23 protein-coding genes are annotated in these 24,364 nt (G+C 67.2%); 20 read left to right on the forward strand and 3 right to left on the reverse strand.

Translation table 11 applies throughout. From position 1 onward, the window contains the following. The first annotated feature begins 27 nt into the window (after positions 1-27). The 15 genes from NI1_RS01005 (at position 28) to NI1_RS01075 (ending at position 14,342) form a co-directional block, all read left to right on the forward strand. Positions 28-948, forward strand: coding sequence for an MlaE family ABC transporter permease (locus NI1_RS01005; protein WP_084522640.1), 921 nt, complete (start codon positions 28-30; stop codon positions 946-948). Then, positions 948-1,808, forward strand: a complete 861-nt coding sequence (locus NI1_RS01010; protein ID WP_067813153.1) for an ABC transporter permease — start codon at positions 948-950, stop codon at positions 1,806-1,808. Before NI1_RS01005 ends, NI1_RS01010 begins: the two co-directional genes overlap by 1 nt. 3 nt (positions 1,809-1,811) lie before the next feature. Continuing rightward, positions 1,812-2,957 carry an MlaD family protein gene (locus NI1_RS01015; protein WP_067813155.1) on the forward strand — a complete coding sequence of 382 codons (1,146 nt, stop codon included), beginning with the start codon at positions 1,812-1,814 and terminating at the stop codon, positions 2,955-2,957. Beyond that, the gene (locus tag NI1_RS01020) at positions 2,954-3,958 is read left to right on the forward strand and encodes an MlaD family protein (protein ID WP_067813156.1); all 1,005 of its coding nucleotides are present in this window, start codon (positions 2,954-2,956) and stop codon (positions 3,956-3,958) included. The genes NI1_RS01015 and NI1_RS01020 overlap by 4 nt, the downstream gene beginning before the upstream one ends. Then, positions 3,955-5,019 carry an MCE family protein gene (locus NI1_RS01025; RefSeq protein ID WP_067813158.1) on the forward strand — a complete coding sequence of 355 codons (1,065 nt, stop codon included), beginning with the start codon at positions 3,955-3,957 and terminating at the stop codon, positions 5,017-5,019. The genes NI1_RS01020 and NI1_RS01025 overlap by 4 nt, the downstream gene beginning before the upstream one ends. 3 nt (positions 5,020-5,022) lie before the next feature. Further along, a complete protein-coding gene (locus tag NI1_RS01030; protein WP_157534877.1) occupies positions 5,023-6,189 on the forward strand; it encodes an MlaD family protein in 1,167 nt (388 codons plus the stop codon). Between the two features lie 5 nt (positions 6,190-6,194). Next, positions 6,195-7,340 carry an MlaD family protein gene (locus NI1_RS37680; RefSeq protein WP_169815515.1) on the forward strand — a complete coding sequence of 382 codons (1,146 nt, stop codon included), beginning with the start codon at positions 6,195-6,197 and terminating at the stop codon, positions 7,338-7,340. Further along, positions 7,337-8,290: an MlaD family protein gene (locus NI1_RS01040; protein ID WP_067813163.1), complete on the forward strand. Its 954-nt coding sequence runs from the start codon at positions 7,337-7,339 to the stop codon at positions 8,288-8,290. Before NI1_RS37680 ends, NI1_RS01040 begins: the two co-directional genes overlap by 4 nt. A 22-nt stretch (positions 8,291-8,312) precedes the next feature. Continuing rightward, positions 8,313-8,936, forward strand: coding sequence for a hypothetical protein (locus NI1_RS01045; RefSeq protein ID WP_157534879.1), 624 nt, complete (start codon positions 8,313-8,315; stop codon positions 8,934-8,936). 13 nt (positions 8,937-8,949) lie between these two features. Further along, positions 8,950-9,567: a hypothetical protein gene (locus NI1_RS01050; RefSeq protein WP_067813166.1), complete on the forward strand. Its 618-nt coding sequence runs from the start codon at positions 8,950-8,952 to the stop codon at positions 9,565-9,567. A gap of 19 nt (positions 9,568-9,586) precedes the next feature. Continuing rightward, on the forward strand, positions 9,587-10,210 hold the full coding sequence (locus NI1_RS01055; RefSeq protein ID WP_067813168.1) for a hypothetical protein: 624 nt from the start codon (positions 9,587-9,589) through the stop codon (positions 10,208-10,210). A 162-nt stretch (positions 10,211-10,372) separates the two neighbouring features. Beyond that, the gene (locus tag NI1_RS01060) at positions 10,373-11,311 is read left to right on the forward strand and encodes an acyl-ACP desaturase (protein WP_439957227.1); all 939 of its coding nucleotides are present in this window, start codon (positions 10,373-10,375) and stop codon (positions 11,309-11,311) included. 93 nt (positions 11,312-11,404) lie between these two features. Next, positions 11,405-11,713 (forward strand): DUF7162 family protein, encoded by a 309-nt coding sequence (locus NI1_RS01065; protein WP_084522440.1) that lies wholly within the window; start codon positions 11,405-11,407, stop codon positions 11,711-11,713. Positions 11,714-11,799: 86 nt separating this feature from the next. Then, a complete protein-coding gene (locus NI1_RS39760; RefSeq protein WP_157534880.1) occupies positions 11,800-13,497 on the forward strand; it encodes an alpha/beta hydrolase in 1,698 nt (565 codons plus the stop codon). 119 nt (positions 13,498-13,616) lie between these two features. After that, the gene (locus tag NI1_RS01075; RefSeq protein WP_157534881.1) at positions 13,617-14,342 is read left to right on the forward strand and encodes a hypothetical protein; all 726 of its coding nucleotides are present in this window, start codon (positions 13,617-13,619) and stop codon (positions 14,340-14,342) included. A 3-nt stretch (positions 14,343-14,345) separates the two neighbouring features. Here NI1_RS01075 and NI1_RS01080 read toward each other — a convergent pair whose 3' ends face one another. Further along, positions 14,346-15,050, reverse strand: a complete 705-nt coding sequence (locus NI1_RS01080; protein ID WP_067813176.1) for an NAD(P)-dependent oxidoreductase — start codon at positions 15,048-15,050, stop codon at positions 14,346-14,348. Between the two features lie 101 nt (positions 15,051-15,151). Here NI1_RS01080 and NI1_RS01085 point away from each other — a divergent pair, with 101 nt between their 5' ends. Together NI1_RS01085 and NI1_RS01090 are read left to right on the forward strand one after the other, a co-directional pair. Further along, positions 15,152-15,862: a TetR/AcrR family transcriptional regulator gene (locus NI1_RS01085; protein WP_067813178.1), complete on the forward strand. Its 711-nt coding sequence runs from the start codon at positions 15,152-15,154 to the stop codon at positions 15,860-15,862. A gap of 274 nt (positions 15,863-16,136) precedes the next feature. Then, positions 16,137-16,598: a DUF2231 domain-containing protein gene (locus tag NI1_RS01090; RefSeq protein ID WP_067813179.1), complete on the forward strand. Its 462-nt coding sequence runs from the start codon at positions 16,137-16,139 to the stop codon at positions 16,596-16,598. Between the two features lie 156 nt (positions 16,599-16,754). Here the strand turns inward: NI1_RS01090 and lexA are convergent, their stop codons facing one another. After that, positions 16,755-17,456 carry a transcriptional repressor LexA gene (lexA, locus tag NI1_RS01095; protein WP_067815025.1) on the reverse strand — a complete coding sequence of 234 codons (702 nt, stop codon included), beginning with the start codon at positions 17,454-17,456 and terminating at the stop codon, positions 16,755-16,757. Positions 17,457-17,768: 312 nt separating this feature from the next. On the opposite strand from lexA, the gene NI1_RS01100 reads away from it, so the two are divergent. The 3 genes from NI1_RS01100 (at position 17,769) to nrdR (ending at position 20,194) form a co-directional block, all read left to right on the forward strand. Continuing rightward, the gene (locus tag NI1_RS01100; protein ID WP_067813181.1) at positions 17,769-18,197 is read left to right on the forward strand and encodes a hypothetical protein; all 429 of its coding nucleotides are present in this window, start codon (positions 17,769-17,771) and stop codon (positions 18,195-18,197) included. A gap of 159 nt (positions 18,198-18,356) precedes the next feature. Beyond that, entirely contained in the window at positions 18,357-19,598 is a 1,242-nt protein-coding gene (locus NI1_RS01105) for a hypothetical protein (RefSeq protein ID WP_067813183.1), read from the forward strand. Positions 19,599-19,717: 119 nt separating this feature from the next. Next, on the forward strand, positions 19,718-20,194 hold the full coding sequence (gene nrdR / locus NI1_RS01110; RefSeq protein ID WP_067706896.1) for a transcriptional regulator NrdR: 477 nt from the start codon (positions 19,718-19,720) through the stop codon (positions 20,192-20,194). A gap of 68 nt (positions 20,195-20,262) precedes the next feature. On the opposite strand, the gene hrpA is transcribed toward nrdR, so the two are convergent. Continuing rightward, entirely contained in the window at positions 20,263-24,264 is a 4,002-nt protein-coding gene (gene hrpA / locus NI1_RS01115; RefSeq protein ID WP_067813184.1) for an ATP-dependent RNA helicase HrpA, read from the reverse strand. Positions 24,265-24,364: the final 100 nt, after the last annotated feature.

Raw genomic sequence — 24,364 nt, forward strand, 5'->3', positions numbered from 1 at the left:
GCTCTTATGAATGCGATGGCGGTTCAGATGCCTGAATCCGAACGGGAACACGACAATCCGGATCAGGATCCCGAAGCGGCCGAACTCGACCCCGAATCCGGGCCCGCCCTGCGTGATTCGGTGCCGCCGGTGCTGCACCCGCTGGTCGGGCTGGTGCTGTGGGCCTGGACCACGCTGCTGGGCTCCATCGGCACCTTCGGCCGATTCGTGCTGCTGGCCGGTGATTCGGTGTACGGGCTGGTGCGCGACGCGGCGAAACTCCGGCACCCGTGGCGCGAAACGCTCACCCAGGCGTGGTTCATGATGAGCGTGTCGGGCTGGCCCGCCATCCTCATCTCGGTCCCGCTCGGGGCGATCATTCAGATCCAGGCGGGGTCGCTCGCCGCGCAGGTCGGCGCGACCTCACAGGCCGGCGCGGCGGGCGGTTTGGGCGTCATTCGCCAAGCGGCCCCGATGATTTCGGGCATTCTCATGGGCGGCGCGGTGGGTGCGGCGGTCGCCGCCGACCTGGGGGCGCGCAAGATCCGCGAGGAGATCGACGCCATTCGCACGCTGGGCATCAATCCCAATCACCGGCTGGTGGCGCCGCGTCTGGCCGCCATGTTCCTGGTCGGTCCGCTGATGTGCATTCTGGTGGTCTTCGTCGGCATGTCGACGATCTACACCATGACCCTTGTGCAGGGCGGGGTGCCGGGGGCCTTCTTCAATTCCTTCGCCGCGTTCTCCAGCACCACCGACCTGATCATCGCCGTCATCAAGACGACGGTCTTCGGAATTCTGGTGGTACTGGTGGCGAGTCAGCGCGGATTCGAGGCGTCCGGCGGCCCCAAGGGCGTCGCCGACTGCGTGAACGCCACCGTCGTGCTGGGCGTGATGATCACCTTCGCCGCGAACGTGCTCATCACCCAATTGCTCACCATCTGGTTCCCGGAGAGCGGGGGTATCTGATGGTCATTCCGTCCAAATACCGTGCGCTGGGCCTGCATTCGGCCCAACGCGCCGCGAATGTGGCCACCCCGCTGGTCGGGCTCGGGCACCAATTCGCCTTCGCCTACCACGTACTGCGCGCCGTACCGCGCACCCTGCATCGCTATCGCCGCCAGATCGGCGTGGTGTTCATGGATATCGGCTGGGGCAACGGCCGCGTCATCGTCGGCGGCGGCACCGTGGGCGTGGTGGTCTTCATGGGCTTGATGACCGGGGCGATGATCGGCATCGAAGCCTTCCGGCTGCTGGACATGATGGCCATGGGCCCGCTCACCGGCTTCATCTCCTCCTTCGCCAATACCCGCGAGCTGGCGCCGCTCATCGCGGCCATCGCCTTCGCGGCGCAGGCCGGCTGCCGGATCACCGCCGAGATCGGCTCCATGCGCATCTCCGAGGAGATCGACGCGCTGGAAGCCACTGCGGTGGAACCGATTCCGTTCGTGGTCACCACTCGCGTCATCGCCGGCGTGCTCATCGTGATCCCGGTGTACCTGGCGTCACTGGCGTGCAGCTACTTCGCGACGGCGTTCTTCATCAAGGTGGTGCACGGGCAGGCGGGCGGCACCTACGACCACTACTTCCAAGCCTTCCTGAACCCGAAGGACGTCTTCCTCTCGCTGTTCAAGGCGGTGGTGTTCGTCATCGTCATCATCCTGGTGCACTCCTATTACGGCTTCTACGCCTCGGGCGGCCCGGAGGGCGTCGGGGTGGCCTCCGGGCGCGCCATTCGCGCCAGCCTGGTGCTGATCATCATTCTGGATCTGACGCTGACCACCGCACTGTGGGGAATGCTCGTCAGCGATATACGAATTACGGGTTAGCGCATGGGAATCGGGAAATACCAGGCGATCAACGGGCGCGGCCCCAAACCGTGGCAGCTGCTGATCACCGGGGTGGTGGGCGGTGCCGTGCTGATGACGGTGTCGCTGCTGTTCACCACCTATGTGAAGGGCGGTTTCACGCCCGAGTTCATTGTGAACATCGCGGCCGAGCAGGTCGGTGAGGGCATTGTCGAGGGCGCCGACGTGAAAATGGACGGGCTGCGCATCGGACAGGTCAGCAAGATCGAAACCCGGGGCGCGGACAGCCAATTCGTGCGGCTCTCGCTGGAACCGCAGAACGCGAAATTCCTCGCCGACAATGTCAAGGCCCGCTTCGTCTCCTCCAATACCCTCGGCATGACCGCGCTGGAGCTGTTCTATCTCGGTCCGCGCGGCAAACAGCTGAGCAACGGGGCCACCGTCACGCTGCCCCGGGACAGCCAGACCGTCACCGTCACCACCGTGGTCCGCACCGTCGGTGAGCAATTCGGCAAGATCGACGCCGAACCGATCGGGCGCATCGGCAAGGTGCTGAACTTCGAGGGCAGTGCCGACGGCATCGGCAAGATGATCTCCACCGCCATCGATATCGGCCGGATGAAGGTCGGCGACGAGATGCTGGTCGGATTGGACGCGCGACCGAGCCTGCAACAGGGGGCCGCCGCCAGCGGTGATCTGGTGCGCGTCTCCCACGATGTGCTGGTCGGATTTCGTGCGCAGGCCGCGCGGCTGGCCTTCCTCACCGGGCATCACGACGACCTCGAGGCCGTCGCGACATTGATCGCCCAGGTCATCGGCGACGCCTTGCAGATCTTCCCGCAGCCCGGCTTCTCCTCGGTGGTCGACGCCCTGATCAGCGTGCTCGACCCGATCGGCGGTGCGGCCGGCGGACTCACCAGCTTCTACACCAGGATTCCGCAATTGCTCGATCAGATCGACAAATCCTTCGTCGCCAATCCCGATGGGACGGTGTCGATGAAGATCCAGCTGCTCCTGGCCGGATTGCCTTATCTCGCAGGTGATCCCAAGTCGGTCGCGGCCGGCCCGGCGGCGACCGGCCCGCAGCTCCCCGGGGTCGGGGCGCTGCCGCAGATTCCCGGCCTGCCGATTCCGGCGGGGCTCTTCGGCGGCGAGGGGGGTCAACGGTGAAAAACGTTCGTACCGCGGCCATTCGGCTCACCGTCGTCGGCATCGTGATCGCACTCATGGGCGCGATGATCTGGACCGCGCTGCAAACACCGGTGAAGGGCGCCACCCGGAGCTTCGCCGCGCACATCGCCGATGTCTCCGGTCTGAAGCAGGGTTCGGACGTGCGCATGGCGGGCGTACAGGTCGGCAAGATCACCACCATCGCCCTCGACGGCACCGTCGCCTACGTGGAGTTCACCGTCGCCGAGGGACAGGAGGTGTACGACAACACCGAGGCGTCGGTGCTGTTCTCCTCGCTCATCGGCGACCGCTACCTGGCCCTGCAACAGAAGGTCGCGCCCGGCCGGAAGCTGGCCGCGGGCAGCACGATTCCCATCGAACGCACGCACGGGGCCTTCGACATCTCCGAGCTCTTCGATGCCGTCCGGCCCATCTTCGAGACGCTCTCCTCCGGGTCGGTGGACAAGTTCCTGGAGAACCTGCTGCTGGTGGCCTCCGGCGACGGGCGCGGGCTGGGGCCGGTGATGGACAGCCTGGACAAGATCATCGCGGTGGCCTCGGGTCAGGAACCGGTGGTCATGCTGCTGGCGGACAATATGTCCGGGCTGCTCAACCGGTTCGAAGGGCAGTCACCCAAGATCGACCGCATGCTCGACCAGGTGCTCGGGTTGGTCGACAGCGTGTACGGCAAACTCGATGCGCTGAACAGCCTGATCGAGAAGGCGATTCCGGGCCTGAACGCCGCCATGCCGATGCTGGACCGGCTCGCCGGGGTCTACTACGACAACTTCCCGGGCATGGAACGCCTGTACAACACCCTGCTCGGCCCCGACATGGTGACCTTCATCCGGCAGGTGCTGGCCGCCGTGCCGACCGCCGCGCAGACCATGAACAGCCTCATCCTCGAGCCCGAGGCGGGCGACAAGTGGAGCTGCCTGAGCGGACTGCCCATCCCGGTCACCGTCGTCATGGGCATCGAGCGGATGGAGAGCTGCAAATGAACCTGCCCACTCCGAACTTCGCCTTCGAAAGGCTTTCGGTCCCGCGGATCCGGCTGCCGCGCATGACTATTCGCAGCACCGCGGCGCAGAGCAAGTTCGAATTCCGGATCGGCATCGCGGCCATTCTGGTGACGGTCGCGGCCCTGGTCGCCGCGGTCGGAGCCTTCGTCATCCCGTTCGGGGAGACGGTGTACCGGGCCGAGTTCGCCAACTCCGGCGATGTGCGGACCGGTGACGATGTGCGGGTCGCGGGGATCTCCATCGGCAAGGTGCGCAGTGTGACCCTGGTGGGTGATCATGCCGAGATCGCGTTCGGCCTCGACTCCAAAGTGCATGTGGGCGTGGATTCCCGGGTGACGATCCGGCTGCTGACTCCGATCGGCGGCCGCTTCGTCACGGTGGAACCGGCCGGCGCCGGAACCGCCGCGGGCAAGGTGATTCCGCGCGAACGCACCCGCACGCCCTATGACCTGTCCTCGGCGCTGGAGCAGGCGACCCCGGCGCTGACCGCGCTGGACGCGGGCAAACTACGCGAGACCATCGCCAAATTGGCGGGGGCTTTCGAACAGCAGCCCGACGCGCTGAACGGCATCCTGAACAGCGTCAACAGCCTTTCGACCATTATCGTGCAGCGCCGCAGCGAATTCGCGCGCACCCTCGATGTGGCCAAGGAATACCTTGAGATGCTGATGAACAAGCTGGACCGGTTGCAGCTGGCCGGACAGCATGTGCTGGATCTGTACCGCGTCATCGCGAGCAATCGGGACGGGCTCATCAATATGGTCGCCCAGCTGCGGCGCGCATACGACTATGTCACACCGATTTTCGACGCCGCGGACAAACAGCTGGGCCCGGCGTTGCTGCCGCTCTACGACTCCATCGACAAATCCGTCGCCGACTTGCTGAACAACAAGGACGCGCTGGCGGGGATGAATCAGAACCTGGCCAAGTTGCTGGAGTGGTTCGCCCGCAACAGCGACAACCCCTACGTCAAGATCGACCATTCGGGAGCCGTCATCACCGATACGCCGCTCTGCCCGGCCGGGAAGCCGGGGTGCTGAGCCGTGCCGAATCCATTGCGCGCCTTTCGCGGTCGCATTCTTCCCCGCACCCGCAAGGGCAGGCTCACCGCCGGGGTCGGCGCGGTGGCGCTGGTCATGGGGCTGGTCGTCGCCGTCACCGGTAAGGAGTACTACGACACCAATCAGGCGCCACTGAGCATCTGTGCCGAATTCCGGGACGCGGTCGGGCTCTACGAGGGCAACAAGGTCACCATGCTGGGCATCCAGATCGGGAACGTGGAGTCCATCGAACCCCGTGACGACGGGGTGCTGGTGCGGATGACGGTGGACCGCAAGGTGCGGCTGCCGCAGAAACTGGGCGCGGTCACCATCGCCAATTCCATCGTCACCGACCGGCGGGTGGAACTCGGACCGGCCTACAACGGCGGCGGGACCTTCGATTACCGCAACTGTATTCCCAAGGACCGCACCAAGACTCCGGTCGGTTTCACCGAGGCCATGCGGGCGGTGGCGAACCTCTCCGAGGACCTCACCGGCAAATCGCACGACGCTCCGATGCAGGAGGCCGCGCCGAATGTGCTGGGCGACTCGCTGGCGCGAATCGCCCAGCAGGTCAGCGACAATGCGGTGCCGTTGAACGGGGCCATCCGCAATGTGTCGGAGATCTTGGGGGATTCGGCGGCGGGCGCGAACTATCTGCTCGGGGCGATCCTCAAGGAGTTCCGCAAGATCAGCCAGAATTTGGATCAGGGGGTCTCGGATTCGGAATTCCTGCTCGACGCCGCCACCGACGCCCTGAATATCGCCAACCGGATGCTGCCCGATGTCAGCGCCATCCTGCACGACATCGCGATCTGGGTGCCGCCGATCGCCAATCTGCTGGCGTACAAATGGATTCGGGTCATCATGGCCGGGCTCGACGGGGCCATGCCGACCGTCTTCCAGATCCTCGACCACACCGGCGATTTCGTCGACTTCCTGAAGACCGTGCCGGACGGGGTGCAGGGCGCGGCGAACCTGTTCGATCAGAACCTCGGCATGGGCAAGATCCAATACATTCCGCCGAGCTTCCGGATCGACCCGTCACTGGCGCGGGACGTGTGCTCGATGGTCAAACCCTGGTATCAGCCGTGCGATCGCGACTTCAGCGACGGCGGATCGATGGATCTGGGACTGGTCCAGCTGCTGCTCGCGACCGGGGGGAAGTGAGAATCATGCGGAACTATTGGCGCACAGCCACTCTCGGCATGCTGACGGTGGCGACGGTATCGGGTTGCGCGGTCCGGCCGCTGGATATGCCGTTGCCGGGCACGCAATACGGCAAACCCACCTATCAGGTGCGGGTGGAGTTCGGCAATGTGCTGTCGCTGCCCCTGAAGACCAAGGTGGAGCTCAACGGCGCGCAGGTGGGGGTGGTCGAATCGGTGAGCGTGCGGCCGCGGCCGGACGCCACCGTGCCGTCGCTGCCGGCCGACCAGCAGCCCTACTATCAGCCGACCGCGGTGCTGGTCATCGACCAGGATGTGAAGCTGCCCGCCGAGACCGAGGTCGAGATGGCGCAGACCACGCTCTTCGGTGACACCTTCGTCAAACTCACCATCCCGGCCCAGCATTCGGGGCGGACGCTGGGGCAGGGCGGGGTCATCCCGATCACCCAGACCAAACAGGCCAGCACCGTCGAGCAGTACATGTCGGCCGTGGTCAGCTGGGTCACCGGCGGCAATATTCCGTTCGTGCAGAGCTTCGTGACCAGCGTGAACCAGGCGTTCCCGGCCGATCCGGGGAACTTCCAGGACTTCATGGCCAAGCTGTCGGTCTCCATCGAGCGCATCGGGCAGAGCACCGGGCAGCTGTCCACCATCCTCAATAACGCCACCGCCGCGCTGGATACCTTCCGGCAGGCGGAGGACGTGTGGAAGTTCCTGTTCGACGATGCGCCGGTGCTGCTGGCCATCGTGGAGAAGGTGCTGCCGGACGTCATGTACTTCATCGAATCCATTCGTGATGTCGCGGCGTGGGCGGGGGAGTACCTGATCGATCCCGCCAACCCGAAATCCAAGACGCGGGTGCAGAGCCTGTACCGCTTCCTGGATGTGTGGACGCCGCTGGCGCAGGCGCTGATGGCCGCGCCGGATCAGGTGCCGCGCACGCTGGAGTCGGTGAACGCGCTACTGGGCAACAAGATCGTGCCGTTCCTCTCGGCGCGCGGGCGCATCGAACTCTCCGATGTCGCGCCGCAGACGCCCGCGAGCGCGTTGACCGGGGACGCGGAGACCGACGCCCGCATCGTCGCGGCCAACGAGCAGGCATTCCGCGACCGGGTGAATCCGGTCCTGAAACTGGTGGGGTTGATGCGATGACCCGCAAGATCATGGTCTCGGGGCTGGCGATGGTGCTCATGGCGGTCAGCGCCACGCTCTACCTCACCTACGGGGTCTTCGGCTTCAAACCCGGTGCGCGGGTATATGGGATCAGCGTGGTGCTGCCCAATTCCGGTGGGCTCATGCAGACTTCGCCGGTCACGCTCAACGGGTTGCAGGTCGGGAAGGTGCAGGCGCTGCTCAAGGCGGAGAACGGGGTGCTGGCGCGGCTGACGGTGGAATCGGAGCACCGGATTCCGATGGACGCGCAGGTCACCGTCGCGAACCTCTCCGCGGTGGGGGAGCAGTACATCAACTTCGCGCCCAAATCGACTGCGGGGCCGTACTTCTCGGATGGCGCGATGGTGCCCGCCGCGCAGGTGACGCAGCCGCTGACCATCGGCCGGGCGCTGGGTGGGATCCAGGGCGTGATGGCGCAGATCAATCCCGATCACATCAATACCATTCTGCACGGGGCGGATACGGCCATCGCTGGGGTGGGGCCGAGCATCGAGAAGCTGGTGAACTCCGGCTCCATGTTCTCCACCACGCTGCGGCAGAACCGGGAGCTGATTCAGCGGCTGCTCGGATTCGTGGCGGGCGCGGCGCAGGAATCGCAGGGGGAGAAGCTGACCCTGCTGCGCTCCTCGGCCGAGCGGCTGGCCACCACCATGGCGCCGGAACTGCCCGCGCTGCTCGACACCTTCATCGGCATCACTGTGGATTCCGGTGGCACCCAGGTGATTCCGTTCATTCCGTTGCTCAAACGGTTGATGGGCTACCTCCAGGTGCTCATGCAGAAGGGCGGGCCCGCGCTGGAGATCATCCGGCCGTACCTGCTCGATCCGCTGGAGCACTCCGATGTCGATCTGGGCAAGACCATGGACGGCCTGCTCGCCGCGTTCCCCGAGGGCAAGGGGTTCCGGTTGCTGGTCGACATTCCGCACTGATCCGACTTCGGGAAGGGTACAGATGAAGTCACGCTGGATAGAGGTGGACGAGGGGGGAATCCGGATTCCCCTGCTCGGCCTGGCGACGGCCGTGCTGGTCGTCGCGACCGTGCTGGGGGTGATGGGGTACCGGAACTGGGACCTGTCGGCGCGCGGTGATGATCTCGGGGGCTCGCTGGCGGATTACCGTCGCAAGGAGGCCGATTGCACGGCCGCCATCAAAGCGGGCACCGATTTCCTGTTGGCGGCCAACAACTTCGACTATCGCAAGCCGGAGGAGTGGACGGCGCGCATGGCCGCGCTGACCGCCGGGCCGGTGCACGACTATTTCGCCACCGACAAAGTGGCGCAGGATAATTCGGAGCTGATCAAAGCCGGGAAGCTGCGTAAGAGCAGCACCGTGGCCGATGCGGCGTGCGCCACCCAGACCGGCAAGGGGGTGCGGGTGATCGCGCAGCTGGAGGAGAGCACGCAGAACTTCCAGACCGCCGACGCCGTCAAGACCACCTCGGCGGTGTGGGTGGAGCTGGGATATATCGACGGGGCATGGAAGGCCATCGACTCGGGGCGCGGGGATCAGGCGCTCAAAGGGGATCTGACCGCCACCCAGCCGCCCGGGCCCACCACCGTCGAACAGCCGCGATAGGAGGCGTTGCGCAATGAACAAGAAGACGAATCGGTCCTGGCGGGAGCGGGAGATCGTGCTGAACGCGCGACGCCGGCTGGCGGCGGGAATCGCGGCGGCGGTACTGCTGGGCGGAATCGGTTCCGGCCTGGGGTATTTCGCCTACGAACACGGCAAAGCCGCCGATACTGTGGCGGCGGCGCAGGCGCTCGCGGGTGACCGGGACGCGGCATCCAAGGCCGGGTCGGAGTTCCTCACCACCATGTTCACCGTCAACGACGGCAGCCTGGATCGGTGGGAGAGCGCGGTGCTGGCGAGCACCACCGACTCCATGCACGATCAGCTCGGGCAATGGAAAAACGTGCTCCAGAAACTGATTTCGGCACACATGGAGATGAGCAGCACCGTCAAGGACGTGGGCGTGGTGTCGCAGGCCGAGGATGCGGTGACTCTGCTGGCGGTCATCGAATCGACCGGCCGCACCAGCCCCGACAGCGCGGCCCCGAGCGTCACCTCCAGCTCGGCGGTGATCGACCTGCGCAAGATCGACGGCAAATGGAAGATCCAGGGCTACGGCCCGGCCGGCGGAACCCCGCCCGCCGCCCCGGCCACCGGCACCGCCGCCCCCGCACCCGACCAGACCCCACGCTGACTGCGAAAGACCTGAACTGATGCAGACCGAAGAAGACAAGACCGAGGCGTCCGGCGACCGGGTGCGGATGCCCGTCGTGGTCGCCATCGCCGCCGCGATTGCCGTGATAGCCGCCGGATCGGGTTTCGGCGCATGGCATTTCGCCGCCGCGCGCGACGATCTCGCGCAGACCGCGAGCGGATACCGCGCGCAGGCCGACGACCGGGATGCCGCGCTGAAAGCCGGTGCGAGCTTTCTCGCCACCGCCTACACGGTGGATGCGGTCAACGACAAAGGCATGGCGAAATGGAATACCGCCATGACGGCCGCCACCACCGATACGTTGAAAGAGCAGGTGCGGCAGACCAAAGCGTTGCTGAGCTTGCTCACCGAGGCGAACGCCAGCATGACCGGCAGCGTCGCCGATTCGGCGGTGATCAGCCAGAACGACAATCTGATCCGCGTGCTCGCGGTGGTGAAGCTGACCGGTAATGCTCCCGGGCAAGGCGAACCCACCACCGGATCGGTCACCGAGTACGTCGACCTGATGAAGGTGGACGGACAGTGGAAGGTGTTCAGCTACAAGGACATCGGAAGCAAGACGGGGACCGGCGAGCCGACCGCAGGGCTGCCGGGCCTGCCCGCCACCCAGCCCGCCAAGTAGGTGTGACCGCGTCGGCGAGGTCGGTCGGGGGCCCGCCGCCATGAGTCGTGCGGAACGGTCGTCTTGTTTCGGGCGCGAGCTATCGGCCGGACAACGCGAGTAGGCTCGCGAACAGGGATTCAGCCGTCGACGTGAAGGTAGGACACGACCGTGGCGAAGACCATGACCCCCGCGCAGATACTGCACGAACTCGAGCCGGTCGCCGCAGCCAACCTGAACCGGCACCTGTCCCTGGCCAAGGACTGGCATCCACACGATTACGTGCCCTGGAACGAGGGCCGCAATTTCGCCGCCATGGGTGGAATCGACTGGAGCCCGGAACAATCCGGGCTCTCCGAGGTCGCCCGCGCGGCCGTGGTCACCAACCTGCTCACCGAGGACAATCTGCCCTCCTACCATCGGCTGATCTCCGACGCCTTCTCCCGTGACGGGGCCTGGCGCACCTGGGTGGACCGCTGGACCGCCGAGGAGAATCGCCACGGCATCGCGCTGCGCGACTACCTGGTCGTCACCCGCGGCGTCGACCCCGTCGCCCTGGAACAGGCCCGCATGGCCTGCATGGGCCAGGGCGTGGACAATCCCAACGGCACCGGCGACCACACCGTGCTGCCCGGCGTCGCCTACGTGACCTTCCAGGAGCTGGCCACCCGGGTCTCGCACCGCAATACCGGCCGGGTCTGCGCGGACCCGATCGCCGACCGGCTGCTGTCCCGCATCGCCGCCGACGAGAACCTGCACATGGTCTTCTACCGCAATATCTGCGGTGCGGCCCTCGACCTCGTCCCCGACGCCGCGCTGGCCGCCATCGCCGCGGTCATCCGCAACTTCCGCATGCCCGGCGCCGGCATGCCCGACTTCCGCCGCAACAGCGTGCTCATCGCCAAACACGGCATCTACGACCTGCGCCAGCACCTCGACGAGGTAATCCTGCCCGTCCTGCGCAAATGGAACATCTTCGAGCGCAACGACTTCAGCGCCGCCGGCGAACAGACCCGCGACGACTTGGCCGCCCATCTCGATTCGCTCGCCAAGGACGTCATCCGCTTCGAGGAACAACGCGACCGCGCCCTGGCCCGCGACGCCGCCCGCCGATCCAGCTGACCTGTGCATACCCCAGAAGTTATGCACACCAGCGCTTCCCGCCCTGCCGGCCCGCCTCCCGGCGGCTAATCTGCGAGCAGAAAGGGGGCTCGCATGGGGGACATGCTGCACACCGACCTGGACGCCTTACGAATACTGGCGGCCCGCGTCCGAAACGAAGCCGACACCATCACCGCCATCGACCCGGTGGCCCTGATCGCCGAAGCCGCCGGCGCCATGCCCAACTCGGCCATCGGCGCGGCCGCGTCAGGAGCCGGAGCACCCCTCCGCACCCTGCTGCACCACATGGCCGGCCGCCTCGAAACCATGGCCGCCACCACCGAATCCGGCACGCGCACCTACGAGGAAGCCGACCACGCCTACCGCACCCAACTCGACAACTACCTGACCGGGACGGCATGAAACTGTCGCTGCTCCGCGGGCAGGAGCGATCGAGGTGCGGATAGCGTGGCGCTGAACTGTGCGAGGCCGGCGGGGAGGGGGCAGAGGTGGGGCGGGCGCTTGTTTCCCAAGTGCTGGGTTGGCATCCGGAGGACGCGGGGCCGGCGAGTGCGGCGGTGGTGGTGGCGGGCCGGGAGTTTCGCGGGGCCATGGCGAGAGTTGGGCAATGGGTGCAGGAGACGGTCGCCGGGTGGCAAGGGGAGGCCGGTGCGGCGGCGGCGTTGCGGGCGTTGGAGATGCAGTTGGCGGGGAACCATATCGGGGCGGTGTTGGTGGAGGTCGCGGACGCGCTCGCCGACGCCGCCGCCTTGAGTGAGGTGTGTGCGTTGGTGCGGGGGATCGGCGGGGAGGCGGCCGCCAACGGGTGTGTGGTCGAGGAGGACGGGACGGTGCGGCCGCCGCGGGTCGACACCGGGAATGCGGCGGCGGATCTCGCTTTGCAATGGCATTTCGATTCGGTGGCGGTTGGTTTGCAGGCGCGGTTAGCTCCGTTGTTGCAGGTGGCAGGGGATACCGACCGGAAGGTTGGGGATCGGCTCGCAGCCGCGGTCGCGGAGCTGGAGTACCTGGACGGCGAGCCGCAGGGGAGGGCGCCCGGGGCCGATGTGCGTGCGGTGCTCGACGGCGAGGCCATGCTGCCCGAGGAGCCGAAAGCCTTGTGCGCATGGTGGGAATCGCTGACGCCGGAGGAGCACGACGCGCTCTTCGCCTTCGACCCGGCCATCGGGAATCGGGACGGGCTGCCGGTGGTGGCGCGGGACTACTACAACCGCGCCGACCTCGAGCGGCTGCGCACCACTGCCGCCGGCGATCTCGCGGGGCTCGATGTCCAGCACCCCGGATGGGCGAGCCGGGAGGCGCTGCCCGACACGGTGCGCGAATGGAATCATCTGCGGCGCTGGGAATCTCAGCGAGCAGCGGTTCGGCAGCGAATCGATGACTATCGGTCGGTCGCCGCCGCACTCGGACCGCAGACCGGTAACTCCTATCTGCTCGCGGTCGATGATCGCGGGCATGGGGCGATCGCGATGAACAACCCCGATGCCGCGCGCAATATCGCGACCTTCGTCCCCGGCACCGCCTCTCCGCTGCGCGACATCGGCCGGGGCACCGCTCACGCGGCGGCGCTGTTGTCCGCTGCCGAGCGGGCCGCACCCGCGCGCGCGGCCGTGATCGCCTGGTACGGGTACGACGCGCCACCGGATCTCGGTGCGGCGACCCGGGATCGCTACGCGGAAGACGGCGCTCCGCTGCTCGACCACTTCCAGGACGGTCTGCGCGCAACCCACGACGGGCTGCCATCCCGCAATACCGTGGTCGGGCATTCCTACGGCACCACCCTCATCGGCGTGGCGGCAGGCAACGGCGGGGTGGCGGCGGGCGAGCCCGGGGCCGGTTCGCTCGCGGTGGACGCGGTCGTCTTCGCGGGTAGCCCGGGCGTCGAGGTCGAGCGGGCCACCGGACTGCACCTCGACGGCGTGCCGAGCGACCGCGTGCCCGAGCGCGTGTTCGCCACCGCCGATCCCGCGGATCCGGTGCCGGGGGTGGGGCAGTACGTGCACGGGCCCGACCCGACGGGCCCGGTTTTCGGGGCGCGGGTTTTCCAATCCTCCGCACCGACGCTCGATCTGCCGTTGCTACGCGGCGTCCCGCTCGATCCATGGGTGCACGGAAGATATTGGGAATCGGGCAATCCGGGCTTGGATGCGCAGGGGCGAATCATTGCCGGAACCTATGACCGCTGAATACGCGTGCCGCGGAGGGTGACTGCCCGTAGTCCGCCTATGGGTAACGGGTTCTTTGCGGGACGCGCTGTAGCACTAAATTGAGCGCTGGATCAACGTGGTTTGAAACGGTTGGCTTCATGCTACTGTTCGGTGAACAGAGGTTGGGAAGTCGGAGATTAATGCGCACAGAGAACATCAATAGGAAGTTCAAACTGCATGACGAGCGCAGGTTAGCCGCCCAACTTCCGGAGCAATTGCAGGGTCTCGACGTTGTCGGTTTCGTGCGGATCGATGAGTTTCCGGAAGAGTTGCTGAACTCCTTCGACGAATTCGCGTCCGGCTCGATCGCCCCGCACGCCCGGATCTACCGCAACGCTCAGCCCAATAGCATCGACGCGTGGGTGCTGGACCTGTTGCGCCAGGCTGACATCAGCGATCGCTTCTACCTGCGGACCGGGCTGGAGTATTTCCCCTGGGCGGATTGCCGGGTTCTGGACCATCGCTGGCTGGAATCGCTGCGCCGCGTGATCGGCCCGAACCAGGGCTTCATCTCCCAGGACAAGTCCACCGCCGCGCTGACCATCGGAGCTCAGTACGAGGTGCTCGGGTTCGTGGCCCCCGCGAACCTCGCCCCGCTGACGCCCGCGCCGGCCCCGGCCGAGCAGCCGGCGTTCGAGGACGAGCCGTTCGAGGGTGAAGCGCCGACCCGTCGCATCGTGCACAATGCGCCGACGGTGTCCGAACCCGGTCCCACGCGTCCGGCTCCGGCCGACGACGACGCCCCGACCCGCCTCATCCAGCGGATCGTGGAGCCGAACCCCGCGGCCGAACCGGCGCGCCCGTCCGAATCCAGCGATCGGTAGTCGTCAGTACCCGATGGTGAAGCGGCGCTGGACGAATCGAGGCAGTTCCACCTCGTCGACCAGCGCCACCGCCGCGTCGGCATAGGAGACGCGGCTCAGGCCATCGGCATCGCGGACCGGCTGGTCACCGCCGATGCGGAAGCGTCCGGTGCGCTCGCCCGGGCCGATCATCTCCGCCGGGCTGAGGTAGGTCCACAGCCGATTCGAGGTGCGCAGCACCTCCAGCCCCGCTTGTCCGCCCTTGACGGCGACCGCGTATTCCCTTGGCAGGCCGACCTGTTGGATCCAGTCCTCGAGTTCGTCGAGGTCCAGGTCGGCGCGCGTGCGCCCGGGTTCGAATTCGAGGCTGCCCGCCCCGCCCACCACGATCAACCGGGTGCGCGGTTGGGTGTGGAGCGCCGTCACCAGTGACCGTGCCACCCGCGCGTACGAAGTCGGATCGGCGGACGACATCGCCACCGTCGCGGCGAAATCCTTTGCCGCATTGCCGGGTTGATAGCAGCTGATCAGTACATCGAGTCCGGGTAGTGCGGCCGCGACCGCATCGCTGTCGAAAACGTCGAGGGCGTGCCATTCGACATTGGGCTGTTCCTCCCGGGCGTGCGCGAGGTCGCGAGTGAAAGCGCGCACGTGATGTCCGCGCCCCACCGCTTCGGCGAGCACCCGGCTGCCGATATTGCCGGTGGCGCCGATGATTCCGATGAACATGGTTCCTCCTGAAGCCTGAAGTAATGCGGTGTGAGAAACCTATACGGTGTGAAGTTTTGTGACAACGTTGAGTAATCTCACACTGTTGTAGAGTTGCGGCCGTGAGCAATGCGGTGCCGACCAGACGGGAGCGACGGCGTTCGGAGACGACGGCCGAGATCAAGGAGACCGCGCTGCGACTGATGGCCGAGGGCGGTCCCGGGGCGATCACCTTGCGCGCCATCGCCCGGGAGATGGGCATGACCGCCAATGCCGTCTACAGCTACTTCGCCACCCGCGACGACCTGGTGACGGCGCTGATCGCGGACGTCTACGGGCAGCTGGCCGATGCGGTGGAGGCGGCTCGCGACGCCCGGCCCGCCGACGATGCCGCCGGTCGAATCCTGGCCTGGGCCTGCGCCTTCCGGGAATGGTCACTGGCCAACGAGCAGGGCTTCCGCCTGATCTACGGTGATCCCGTCCCCGGTTATCAGCCCCCTGCCGCCGGTCCCGCGCCCGAGGCCGAGCGGCGCGCCTGCACGGGGCTGACCGGTTTGGTCGCCGGGGCTTGGCCGGCCGCCGAGGCTTATGCCGAAAGTGACTTCGACTGGGCGGATTTCGGACCGGAACTGGTCGCGGCCGTGCGCGCGGAATTCCCCGGCCTGCCGCCGGCGGCGGTCGCGATCGCCCTGCGCCTCTGGGGTCGCATGCACGGATTGGTCTCGCTGGAAGTTATGGGCCGCCTGCGCACGCAGATCGTGAACGCCGACAAGCTGTATCGCGCCGAGATCACCCATCTCATCCGTTCGATGGGGCTGAACCCGCCGCACTGATCCGCTGATCGGGCGTGCGACCCGCGCGCCTTCCCGTGTCATCGCTGCCGGGAGGACGCGTCCGGCGCGGAGTTACCGGTGTCCGAGCAGGCCGGGCGGTGCGTGTGTCAGGTCCGATCGGGCGTCTGCTCAGTCTTGTCGCGCGCCCGGTCGATGCACTGTGGCCCTGCCCGGCGCGACCTTCAGCTGGTTCGGCGGGATCACCGTCGAACCGGCGAGGCCCGGCTTACGTTCTTCTTGGTATCGCGCGGAGCGAGGGAACGAGGGTGCCGAAGTGTCGACTCTGAACGGACTGCCGGCGCATGTGCTGCTGGTGCACGCCATGGTGGTGCTGGTGCCGCTGACAGCGCTGTTGTTGATCGTCAGCGCGGTGTGGCCGGCGGCGCGGCGCAGGTTGATCTGGCCGGCGGCGGTGCTCGCGGTGGTGGTGACGGCATTGACGCCGCTGACCACGGAGGCGGGGGAGTGGCTCGAGCAGCGGCTCGGGGCGAGTCCGGCCATCGAGAAGCATGCCGAATTGGGCGATCAGATGCTGAACTATGTGCTGGCGCTGTTGTTCACGGCGGTCATGCTGGTGATCGTGCATGTGACCGAAGGGCGGGGCCGGCCGGTGCCGCGCTTCATGCTCGCGATCGTCGCCGTGCTGGTGGTGGCGGCGAGCGTCTCGGCTACCGTGCAGACCTATCGGGTCGGCGATTCCGGCGCGCAAGCGGTATGGGGCGGCATCGGCGGGTGACGTTGCGCGGCAACGCAGTTCGAGGTCCCGGCCGTGCGAGGCCCCGGCCGTTCGAGAACCGGACCGTTCGAGAACCCGGCCGTTGAACTCTATGACTGTCGTGACCCGACGCCCGGTCTGCGGGCGGCCGCCGGGTCACGACAGTCCCCGGCACGGTCAGATCTTGCGGATGACCGTGACGACCTTGCCGAGAATCTGGGCGTCATTACCCGGAATCGGCTCGAACAGGGGGTTGTGCGGCATCAGCCACACCTGGGAACCGGTGTGCTTGAACGTCTTCACGGTGGCCTCGCCGTCCAGCATGGCCGCCACGATGTCACCGTTCTCGGCCACATTCTGCTGGCGCACCACGACCCAGTCGCCGTCGCAGATGGCGGCGTCGATCATGGACTGGCCGACCACCTTCAGCAGGAACAGCGAACCCTCACCGACCAGTTCGCGCGGTAGCGGGAACACGTCCTCCACCGCCTGCTCGGCCAGGATCGGCCCACCGGCGGCGATGCGGCCGAGGACCGGGACATAGGTGGGGACGGGGTGCTCGGCACCGTCGGTATCGGTGTCGACCGCTCTCAGCTTGGTCACGCCGCCGGTGGCGCGCATCGCGGTCTCGTCCAGGCCGCGGACGTCCACCGCGCGCGGGCGGTTCGGGTCCCGGCGCAGGTAGCCCTTGCGCTCCAAGGCGCGGAGCTGGTGTGCCACAGAGGAAGTCGAGGTGAGCCCGACGGCGTCCCCGATCTCCCGGATGCTGGGCGGATAGCCGCGATCACTCACCGATGTGCGGATGACCTCCAGTACCCTGCGCTGGCGGACCGTGAGATCCGTCCCGGCGCCGGAGGTTTCGGTGCCCTCTCCGGGCAGGCCGAGCGGCCCGTTCTCACCGTCCACGCCACCGTGTTCGCTCACCGCCGCTGTCCTCCCGTTCACTGCTGTGCCTCACCGGAATTCGTTCCCGGGGCGATAGCTGATCGGTGTCGATCACGCCTCCGGTGAACTCGTGCCTCGACTGTAGTCCGCGCCGGCGCTGTGATCAAACATCTGTTCGACGCATGTCGGCGTGGCGGATGACATTGTCGGTGGGCCGTGGTAAAAATTCGAACATCAGTTCTTCGAACACATGAGCGAGTCAATCGTCCAGCGTCATCCGGTCAGTCCTACTTGGAGGTTTGTTCGATGCGTACGGTGGTCAGCGAATTCGATGCCCTGGGAAGCGATCTCGCCTTCGACAGCATCCCCCGGGAGCTGCGTGGCGGTCGTCGCACCGGACCCGTCGCGGGTTCGTCCTGGCAGCCGGCGGGTCATCGCCGCCCGTGCCGGAGTCGCGTGCAGTCCGCGCCGCGCCCTCGCGCGGGTGTTCGAACCGGCCACGTGGTGGCGCGTCGCGTCGCGGGACACGCCGGGGGTGCGCATCCGCTGAACCGCGTGCAGCGCGCCCAGCTGGGTTTCGCCGCCCTCGCGCTGAGCGCCCTGCTCACCGCCCTGGCGGTGGCCGGTCTCATCGCCCTCGCGCAGCTGCGCGCCGGTGACTTCGGCGCCGAAACCACCCCGCCCGCAGTCGAAATGGTGCACGCCACCGCTCCGGTTCCCGTGCCCGTGCGATAGCCGGGACTTAGCGGATTCGTCCGAACCCGGTGACCGGCCGACTGCGGCCGGAAATGTTGATTGAAAACTGAAACGCGTTGCTAGCGTGCCCGAGTTGTGACAGTGGGAACAGTCGCGCCGGTCCCGAATGGGTCGGCGCGCTTCGCAACAGGGGGCGCGATGGCGCAGGGCAGGAACCGGCGCGGCATCGCAAGCCGGATCATCGGTACGGCCGCGGTGGTGACCGGCCTGATATTCGCGACGGTCTCGGTACCGGTCGTGCAAGCCGAAGCGGCCTACACCGCATACCTCGATCTCCCGTCGCTCAACGGCGACGGGTCCGGCGGCGGATTGAATCCGGCCTTGCCGCTGGACCAGGCGGAATTGCGCACGGCCTTGGACCAGGCGCGAGCCGCGGGCGTCGCCCCGCGCCGGTACGCGACACTGCTGCACCAGTATTGGCTGGTGACGGCGACCCGCAATGCCGAGATCGACTTGGCGGGCTGGGACCCGGCCCGCGGCGTCGCCGCCAACTCCGCCACCTTCATCCAGGTCTATGTGAACTACCTGCGCCTGAACAATCAGCATCCCGACTTCTACTGGGTCGGCCTGGCCGGTCTGGCGGGCGGCTCCTTCGCCTCGGGCTTCTTCGATATGGGCGACGTGGGCGGCATCATCAGCGTCCCGGGCGTCCATCAATTGGGCAGCGCGGTCGCCGACCTCATGCGCGGCACCCCGGCCGAACTGCTGAACATCCTCCCCGCGGACATCCGCCTGCTCGGCACCGAAGGCGAACGCCTCACCACCGAGGACCTGACCTGGTACCAGACCCGGCTGCTGATCATGCAGAAGCACATCTTCATCGACCAGGTCCCCATGCACGAGGCTTATGTATCGGCGGGCCTGGCCGGAGTGGAGGAGATGTACCAGGCCGGCGTGCTGGACGAGAACGCCGTCACCGCCTGGCGGGAGATCGCCGCGGGCGCCCCGGACGGCCTGGCCGACGCCGCGGTCCGGATGACCGACCGTGAACAGAACCAGATCATCGCCGACCAATGGGATGTCACCTCGCACGGCCGCGGCGTCATGGGCCGGGTCATGACCTATGTCAGCACGGTGGCCGGCAAGGCGGCGGTCCCCGGGGTGCGCGCCCCCGGCGTCTTCGCCCCCACCGTCCTGACCGCGGGCGGCATGTCGCTGCGTACCCCACTACCCAACTTCAACTGGGCCGACCGCGACACCCGCTGGAACTACATCACCAACGATCTGCTGCCCCGCTATCTGGAACTCTCGGCGAACCAAGCCGTCGCCAGACCCGTTCTGGCCGAACCGTTCTCGGATAAACTGGCGCACGGCCGGCTGCTCGCGCGGCTCCCGGATCTGCTCGCCGACCTGACCGCCGAGTGGCAGCTGACGAACTGAACCGGCACCCATTGACGGCCCGAATCGAGCCTGGTATCCGGGCGGCCGCAACCGAACTGCGGCCGCCCCGGTATCCTTGTGGTTGCTGAGGAGCTCGAGGCATCGACGAAGGATTCCGGATGCATTGCCCGTACTGTCGCCATCCCGATTCGAGGGTGGTCGACTCGCGTGAAGCCGAGGAAGGCACCGCCATCAGGAGGCGGCGTGCCTGTCCGGAGTGTGGGCGACGGTTCACCACGGTCGAGAACGCGATCCTGTCGGTCGTGAAGCGCAGTGGCGTGACCGAACCGTTCAGCCGTGAGAAGGTCATCCGCGGTGTGAGCCGTGCCTGTCAGGGCCGCGAGGTGGATTCGGACGCCCTGAACCTGCTCGCCCAGCAGGTGGAGGATGCGGTGCGCGCCAAGGGTTCCCCCGAGGTGCCCAGCCACGAGGTCGGCTTGGCCATTCTCGGGCCGCTGCGGGATCTGGACGAGGTGGCGTACCTGCGCTTCGCCTCGGTCTACCGCTCCTTCTCCTCCGCCGAGGATTTCGAACGCGAGATCGCCGAGCTGCGCAAGCATCGCGAGGAGAACGCGGTCGGGGCCACCGCCGAATAGGACGTTCACCGAGACTTACGGCCCGGCAGCGCGGAGATCGCGATGCCGGGCCGTTTTCGTCGAGTCGATCAGCGGCGCTGCTGCTGCTGTGGTGGGCGGCGCGCCGCGTCGATGGCCTTCTCGATGCGCTTGGCCGACACCGGGAACGGCGTCCCGAGCTGCTGTGCGAACAGGCTGACCCGCAATTCCTCGATCATCCACCAGATTTCGACCACATCGCGCCCGCCCTTGCGCCCCTCGGGCAACTGCTCGACGAGCCGGTCGTAGGCGGCGTGCACCCGATCCAGCTCGACCATGCCCGCCTGATCACGGTTGGCGGAGGCGGGTAGCGTCTCCAAGCGCAGCCGGGCCGCCTCCAGATACCGTGGCAGTTCCCGCAATCGGGCGCTGCCCCATTCGGAGATGAAGCCCGCGAACACCAGATCGTCGAGCTGATGCCGGACATCGGAGACCGCGTCGGCAGCGCGGGTCTCGGTGAGCGCGGCCCGCACCCGATGCGCTTCGGCCAGCACCGGCACCACCGTGCGCACCACATTCGCCACCGCCGTGGTGAATTGCGGCCGCACCTTCTCGACCAATGCCTTGAACTGGTCGGGACTGCGCACCGGCCCGCCGTTGGCCGCGATCAGCTCATCGGCGGCGCAGGCCCGGCAATCCTCCACCAGCGCGTCCAGGGAGCCGTACGGATTCTGGCTCAGCGCAAGCCGATCCGTCGGCTTCAGGCTGGCGGTGACCGCGCGCGGGCTGGTCTGGATCGCATTGAGCAGCAGCGTCCGGGTGCCGACCCGCATGGCCGCCGCCTGCGCGCCCGGCGAGCTCAGCACGCGCACCGCCACCCCGCCGGACTCGGCGACCAGCGCCGGGTATCCGGTAATGGTCTGCCCGCCGACCTGGCGTTTCACCGAATTCTCCAGGGTGCCCAGCGATTCGGAGGTCCAGACCGTGGCCGGCGCGCGTTCGGCCGCGTTGTTCGCCCGCGCCACCGACTTCGAGACCTGCGTGGCCAGCTTGGTTTTCAGCTCGGCGAGATCCTTGCTGCGCGCCACGATCTCCCCGGCCGCGTCGACGGCGGCGTAGGTCATCCGCAGATGGTCGGGGAGCCCGGCCGGATCCAGCTGACCGGCGGTGATCGTCACCGAACCGAGCTGCGAGAGCTCCCGCGCCAGCCCGATGCGCAGCGGTTCCGCGCGCGGCGTCAACCGGGCCAGGGCCGCCTGCGCGAAGTCCGGCGCGGGCACCACCATGCGCCGCAACTGCTTCGGCAGCGTCTTGATCAGCGCCGCCGCCAGCTCTTCGCGCATTCCGGGCACCAGCCAGTCGAACCCGACCGCCCGCACGTGCGCCAGCTGCGCGATCGGAATATGCACGGTCACACCGTCATCGGCCTGACCGGGTTCGAATTGGTAGGTGAGCGGGAAGGTCAGCTCGCCCTGCCGCCAGCTGTCCGGGTACGCGGTCGGATCCAGCAGCGCCGCATCCTCGTTCACGATGGTGGAGGCGGTGAAGTCCAGCAGCGCGGGATCGGTGCGCTGCGCCTTCTTCCACCAGCTGTCGAAATGCCGCACCGACACCACATCGGCCGGAATTCGCTTGTCGTAGAACTCGAACAGCACCTCGTCGTCGACCAGGATGTCGCGGCGGCGGGCGCGATGCTCCAGATCGGCCACGTCTTCGAGCAATTCGCGATTGCGGGCGAAGAACTCGTGCCGCGTCTGCCATTCGCCCTGCACCAGGGCGTGGCGCAGGAACAGCTCGCGCGAAAGCTCCGGATCGATCCGCCCGAAATCCACGCGCCGCTGCGTCACCAGGGGAATTCCGTACAGGGTGACCCGCTCGTAGGCCAGCGCCGCACCGCGCTTGGACGACCAATGCGGTTCGGAGTAGGTGCGTTTCACCAGATCCCCGGCGAGGCGTTCGGCCCATTCCGGTTCGATGCGCGCCGCGGTGCGACCCCACAGCCGCGAGGTCTCCACCAGTTCGGCGGCCATCACCCAGCGTGGGGGCTTCTTGGCCAGCGAGGAGCCGGGGAAGATCATGAACTTGGCATTGCGCGCGCCCAGGAACTCCCGCGTCTCGGCCTCCCGCACGCCGATATGCGAGAGCATGCCCGCCAGCAGCGCCTGATGGATCGAGGTGATATCCCAAGGCAGCGAATCGGAATCGAGGGTGGAGCGTTCGGTATTGGAGCTGTCGGTGTGCCAGCCCAGCCCGCGGGTGATGGTGCGTAGCTGCCCGTGCAGGTCCTGCCATTCGCGAATGCGCAGGTAGTGCAGGAATTCGTCCCGGCACATGCGCCGGAACTGGTTGGACGACAAGGCTTTGCGCTGATCGCCCAGATAGTCCCAGAGACGCAGGTAGGCCAGGAAATCCGAGCCCTCGACGGTGAACCGCGCGTGCTTGGTGTCGGCGGCCTGCTGATGCTCGACCGGTCGTTCGCGCACATCCTGGATGGACAGCGCCGCGACGATGACCAGCACCTCGGCCAGGCAGCCGCCGCGCTGCGCCTCCACCAGCATGCGGGCCATCCGCGGATCCACCGGCAGCTGCGCCATTTCGCGGCCGATGGGCGTGAGAACCAGCCCGGCGTCGGGAAGGTCGGCCCGGTCGTCGTCCTTGCGGCCCAGTGCGCCGAGCTCCTCGAGCAGCGCGATGCCATCGCGAATGGCGCGGTTGTCCGGCGCCTCCACGAACGGGAAGCTCTCGATATCGCCGAGCCCGAGCGCGGTCATCTGGAGAATGACCGCGGCCAGATTGGTGCGCAGGATCTCCGGTTCGGTGAACTGCGGACGCGATTCGAAGTCGTCCTCGGAGTACAACCGGATGGCGATACCGTCCGCGACGCGACCGCAGCGACCCGAGCGCTGCCGCGCCGAAGCCTGCGACACCGGTTCGATGGGCAGCCGCTGCACCTTGGTGCGCATGGAGTAGCGGGAGATGCGCGCGGTGCCCGGATCGATGACGTAGCGGATGCCGGGCACGGTCAGCGAGGTCTCGGCCACGTTCGTCGCGAGCACCACGCGCCGGCCGGTGTGCGCCTCGAACACCCGGTGCTGTTCGGCGGCGGACAGCCGCGCGTACAGCGGGACGATTTCGGTGCGCGGCAAACGCAAGTCGCGCAGCGAATCCGCGGTGTCGCGGATCTCGCGCTCGCCCGAGAGGAAAACCAGGATGTCCCCGTCGCCCTCGGCCTGGAGCTCGCGCACCGAATCGGCGATGGCGTCGGTGGGATCGCGGTCGACGATCTCGGTGTCCTCGTCGTCGGGATCCTCCGAGGTGACCGGAAGCTCCAACGACAGTGGGCGATACCGGATCTCCACCGGATACGAGCGCCCGGAAACCTCGACAATCGGTGCGGGCGAACCCTTTTCATCGCAGAAGTGCCGCGCGAACAACTCCGGATCGATGGTCGCCGAGGTGATGATCACCTTCAGGTCCGGCCGCTTCGGCAGCAGCTGCTTCAGATATCCGAGCAGGAAGTCGATATTGAGACTGCGTTCGTGCGCCTCGTCGATGATGATCGTGTCGTAGCGCCGCAGCATTCGATCGCGCTGGATCTCGGCCAGCAGAATGCCGTCGGTCATCAGCTTGACCAGCGTGCGATCCGACGCCTGATCGGTGAAGCGCACCGTATAGCCGACCACATCGCCCAGTTCGGTGCCCAGCTCCTCGGCGATCCGCTCGGCCACCGTGCGGGCCGCCAATCGCCGCGGCTGGGTATGCCCGATGGTGCCGCGGATCCCGCGCCCCAGCTCCAGGCAGATCTTGGGAATCTGCGTCGTCTTACCCGAGCCGGTCTCACCGGCCACGATCACGACCTGGTGCGCGGCGATCGCCTCGGCGATGTCGTCCCGGCGCGCCGAGACCGGCAGCTGTTCGGGATAGCTGATGGCGGGCACGGCGGCGCGCCGGTGCTGCACGCGCTGCGCGGCGGCATCGATTTCGCCTTCGAGCTGGGTGAGGTCGGAGCCGCGGGCCTTGTCGAGCCGCCGACGCAAACGGTGTTCGTCGCGGATCGAGAGATCGGCCAGGCGGGTACGAAGGTCGCGAAAAGTGGCGGCGGTCCTGGTCATTGCATCGTCAAGCCTAGCGAAGCCGCGGCCCGGCCGGTCCGCCCGGTGGCCGACACCACGCCGGACCGCGATTCGCCGAAAGTTCGCCACCGTATGCGAC

This window comes from Nocardia inohanensis NBRC 100128, from assembly GCF_001612945.1.
GTDB lineage: Bacteria > Actinomycetota > Actinomycetes > Mycobacteriales > Mycobacteriaceae > Nocardia > Nocardia inohanensis.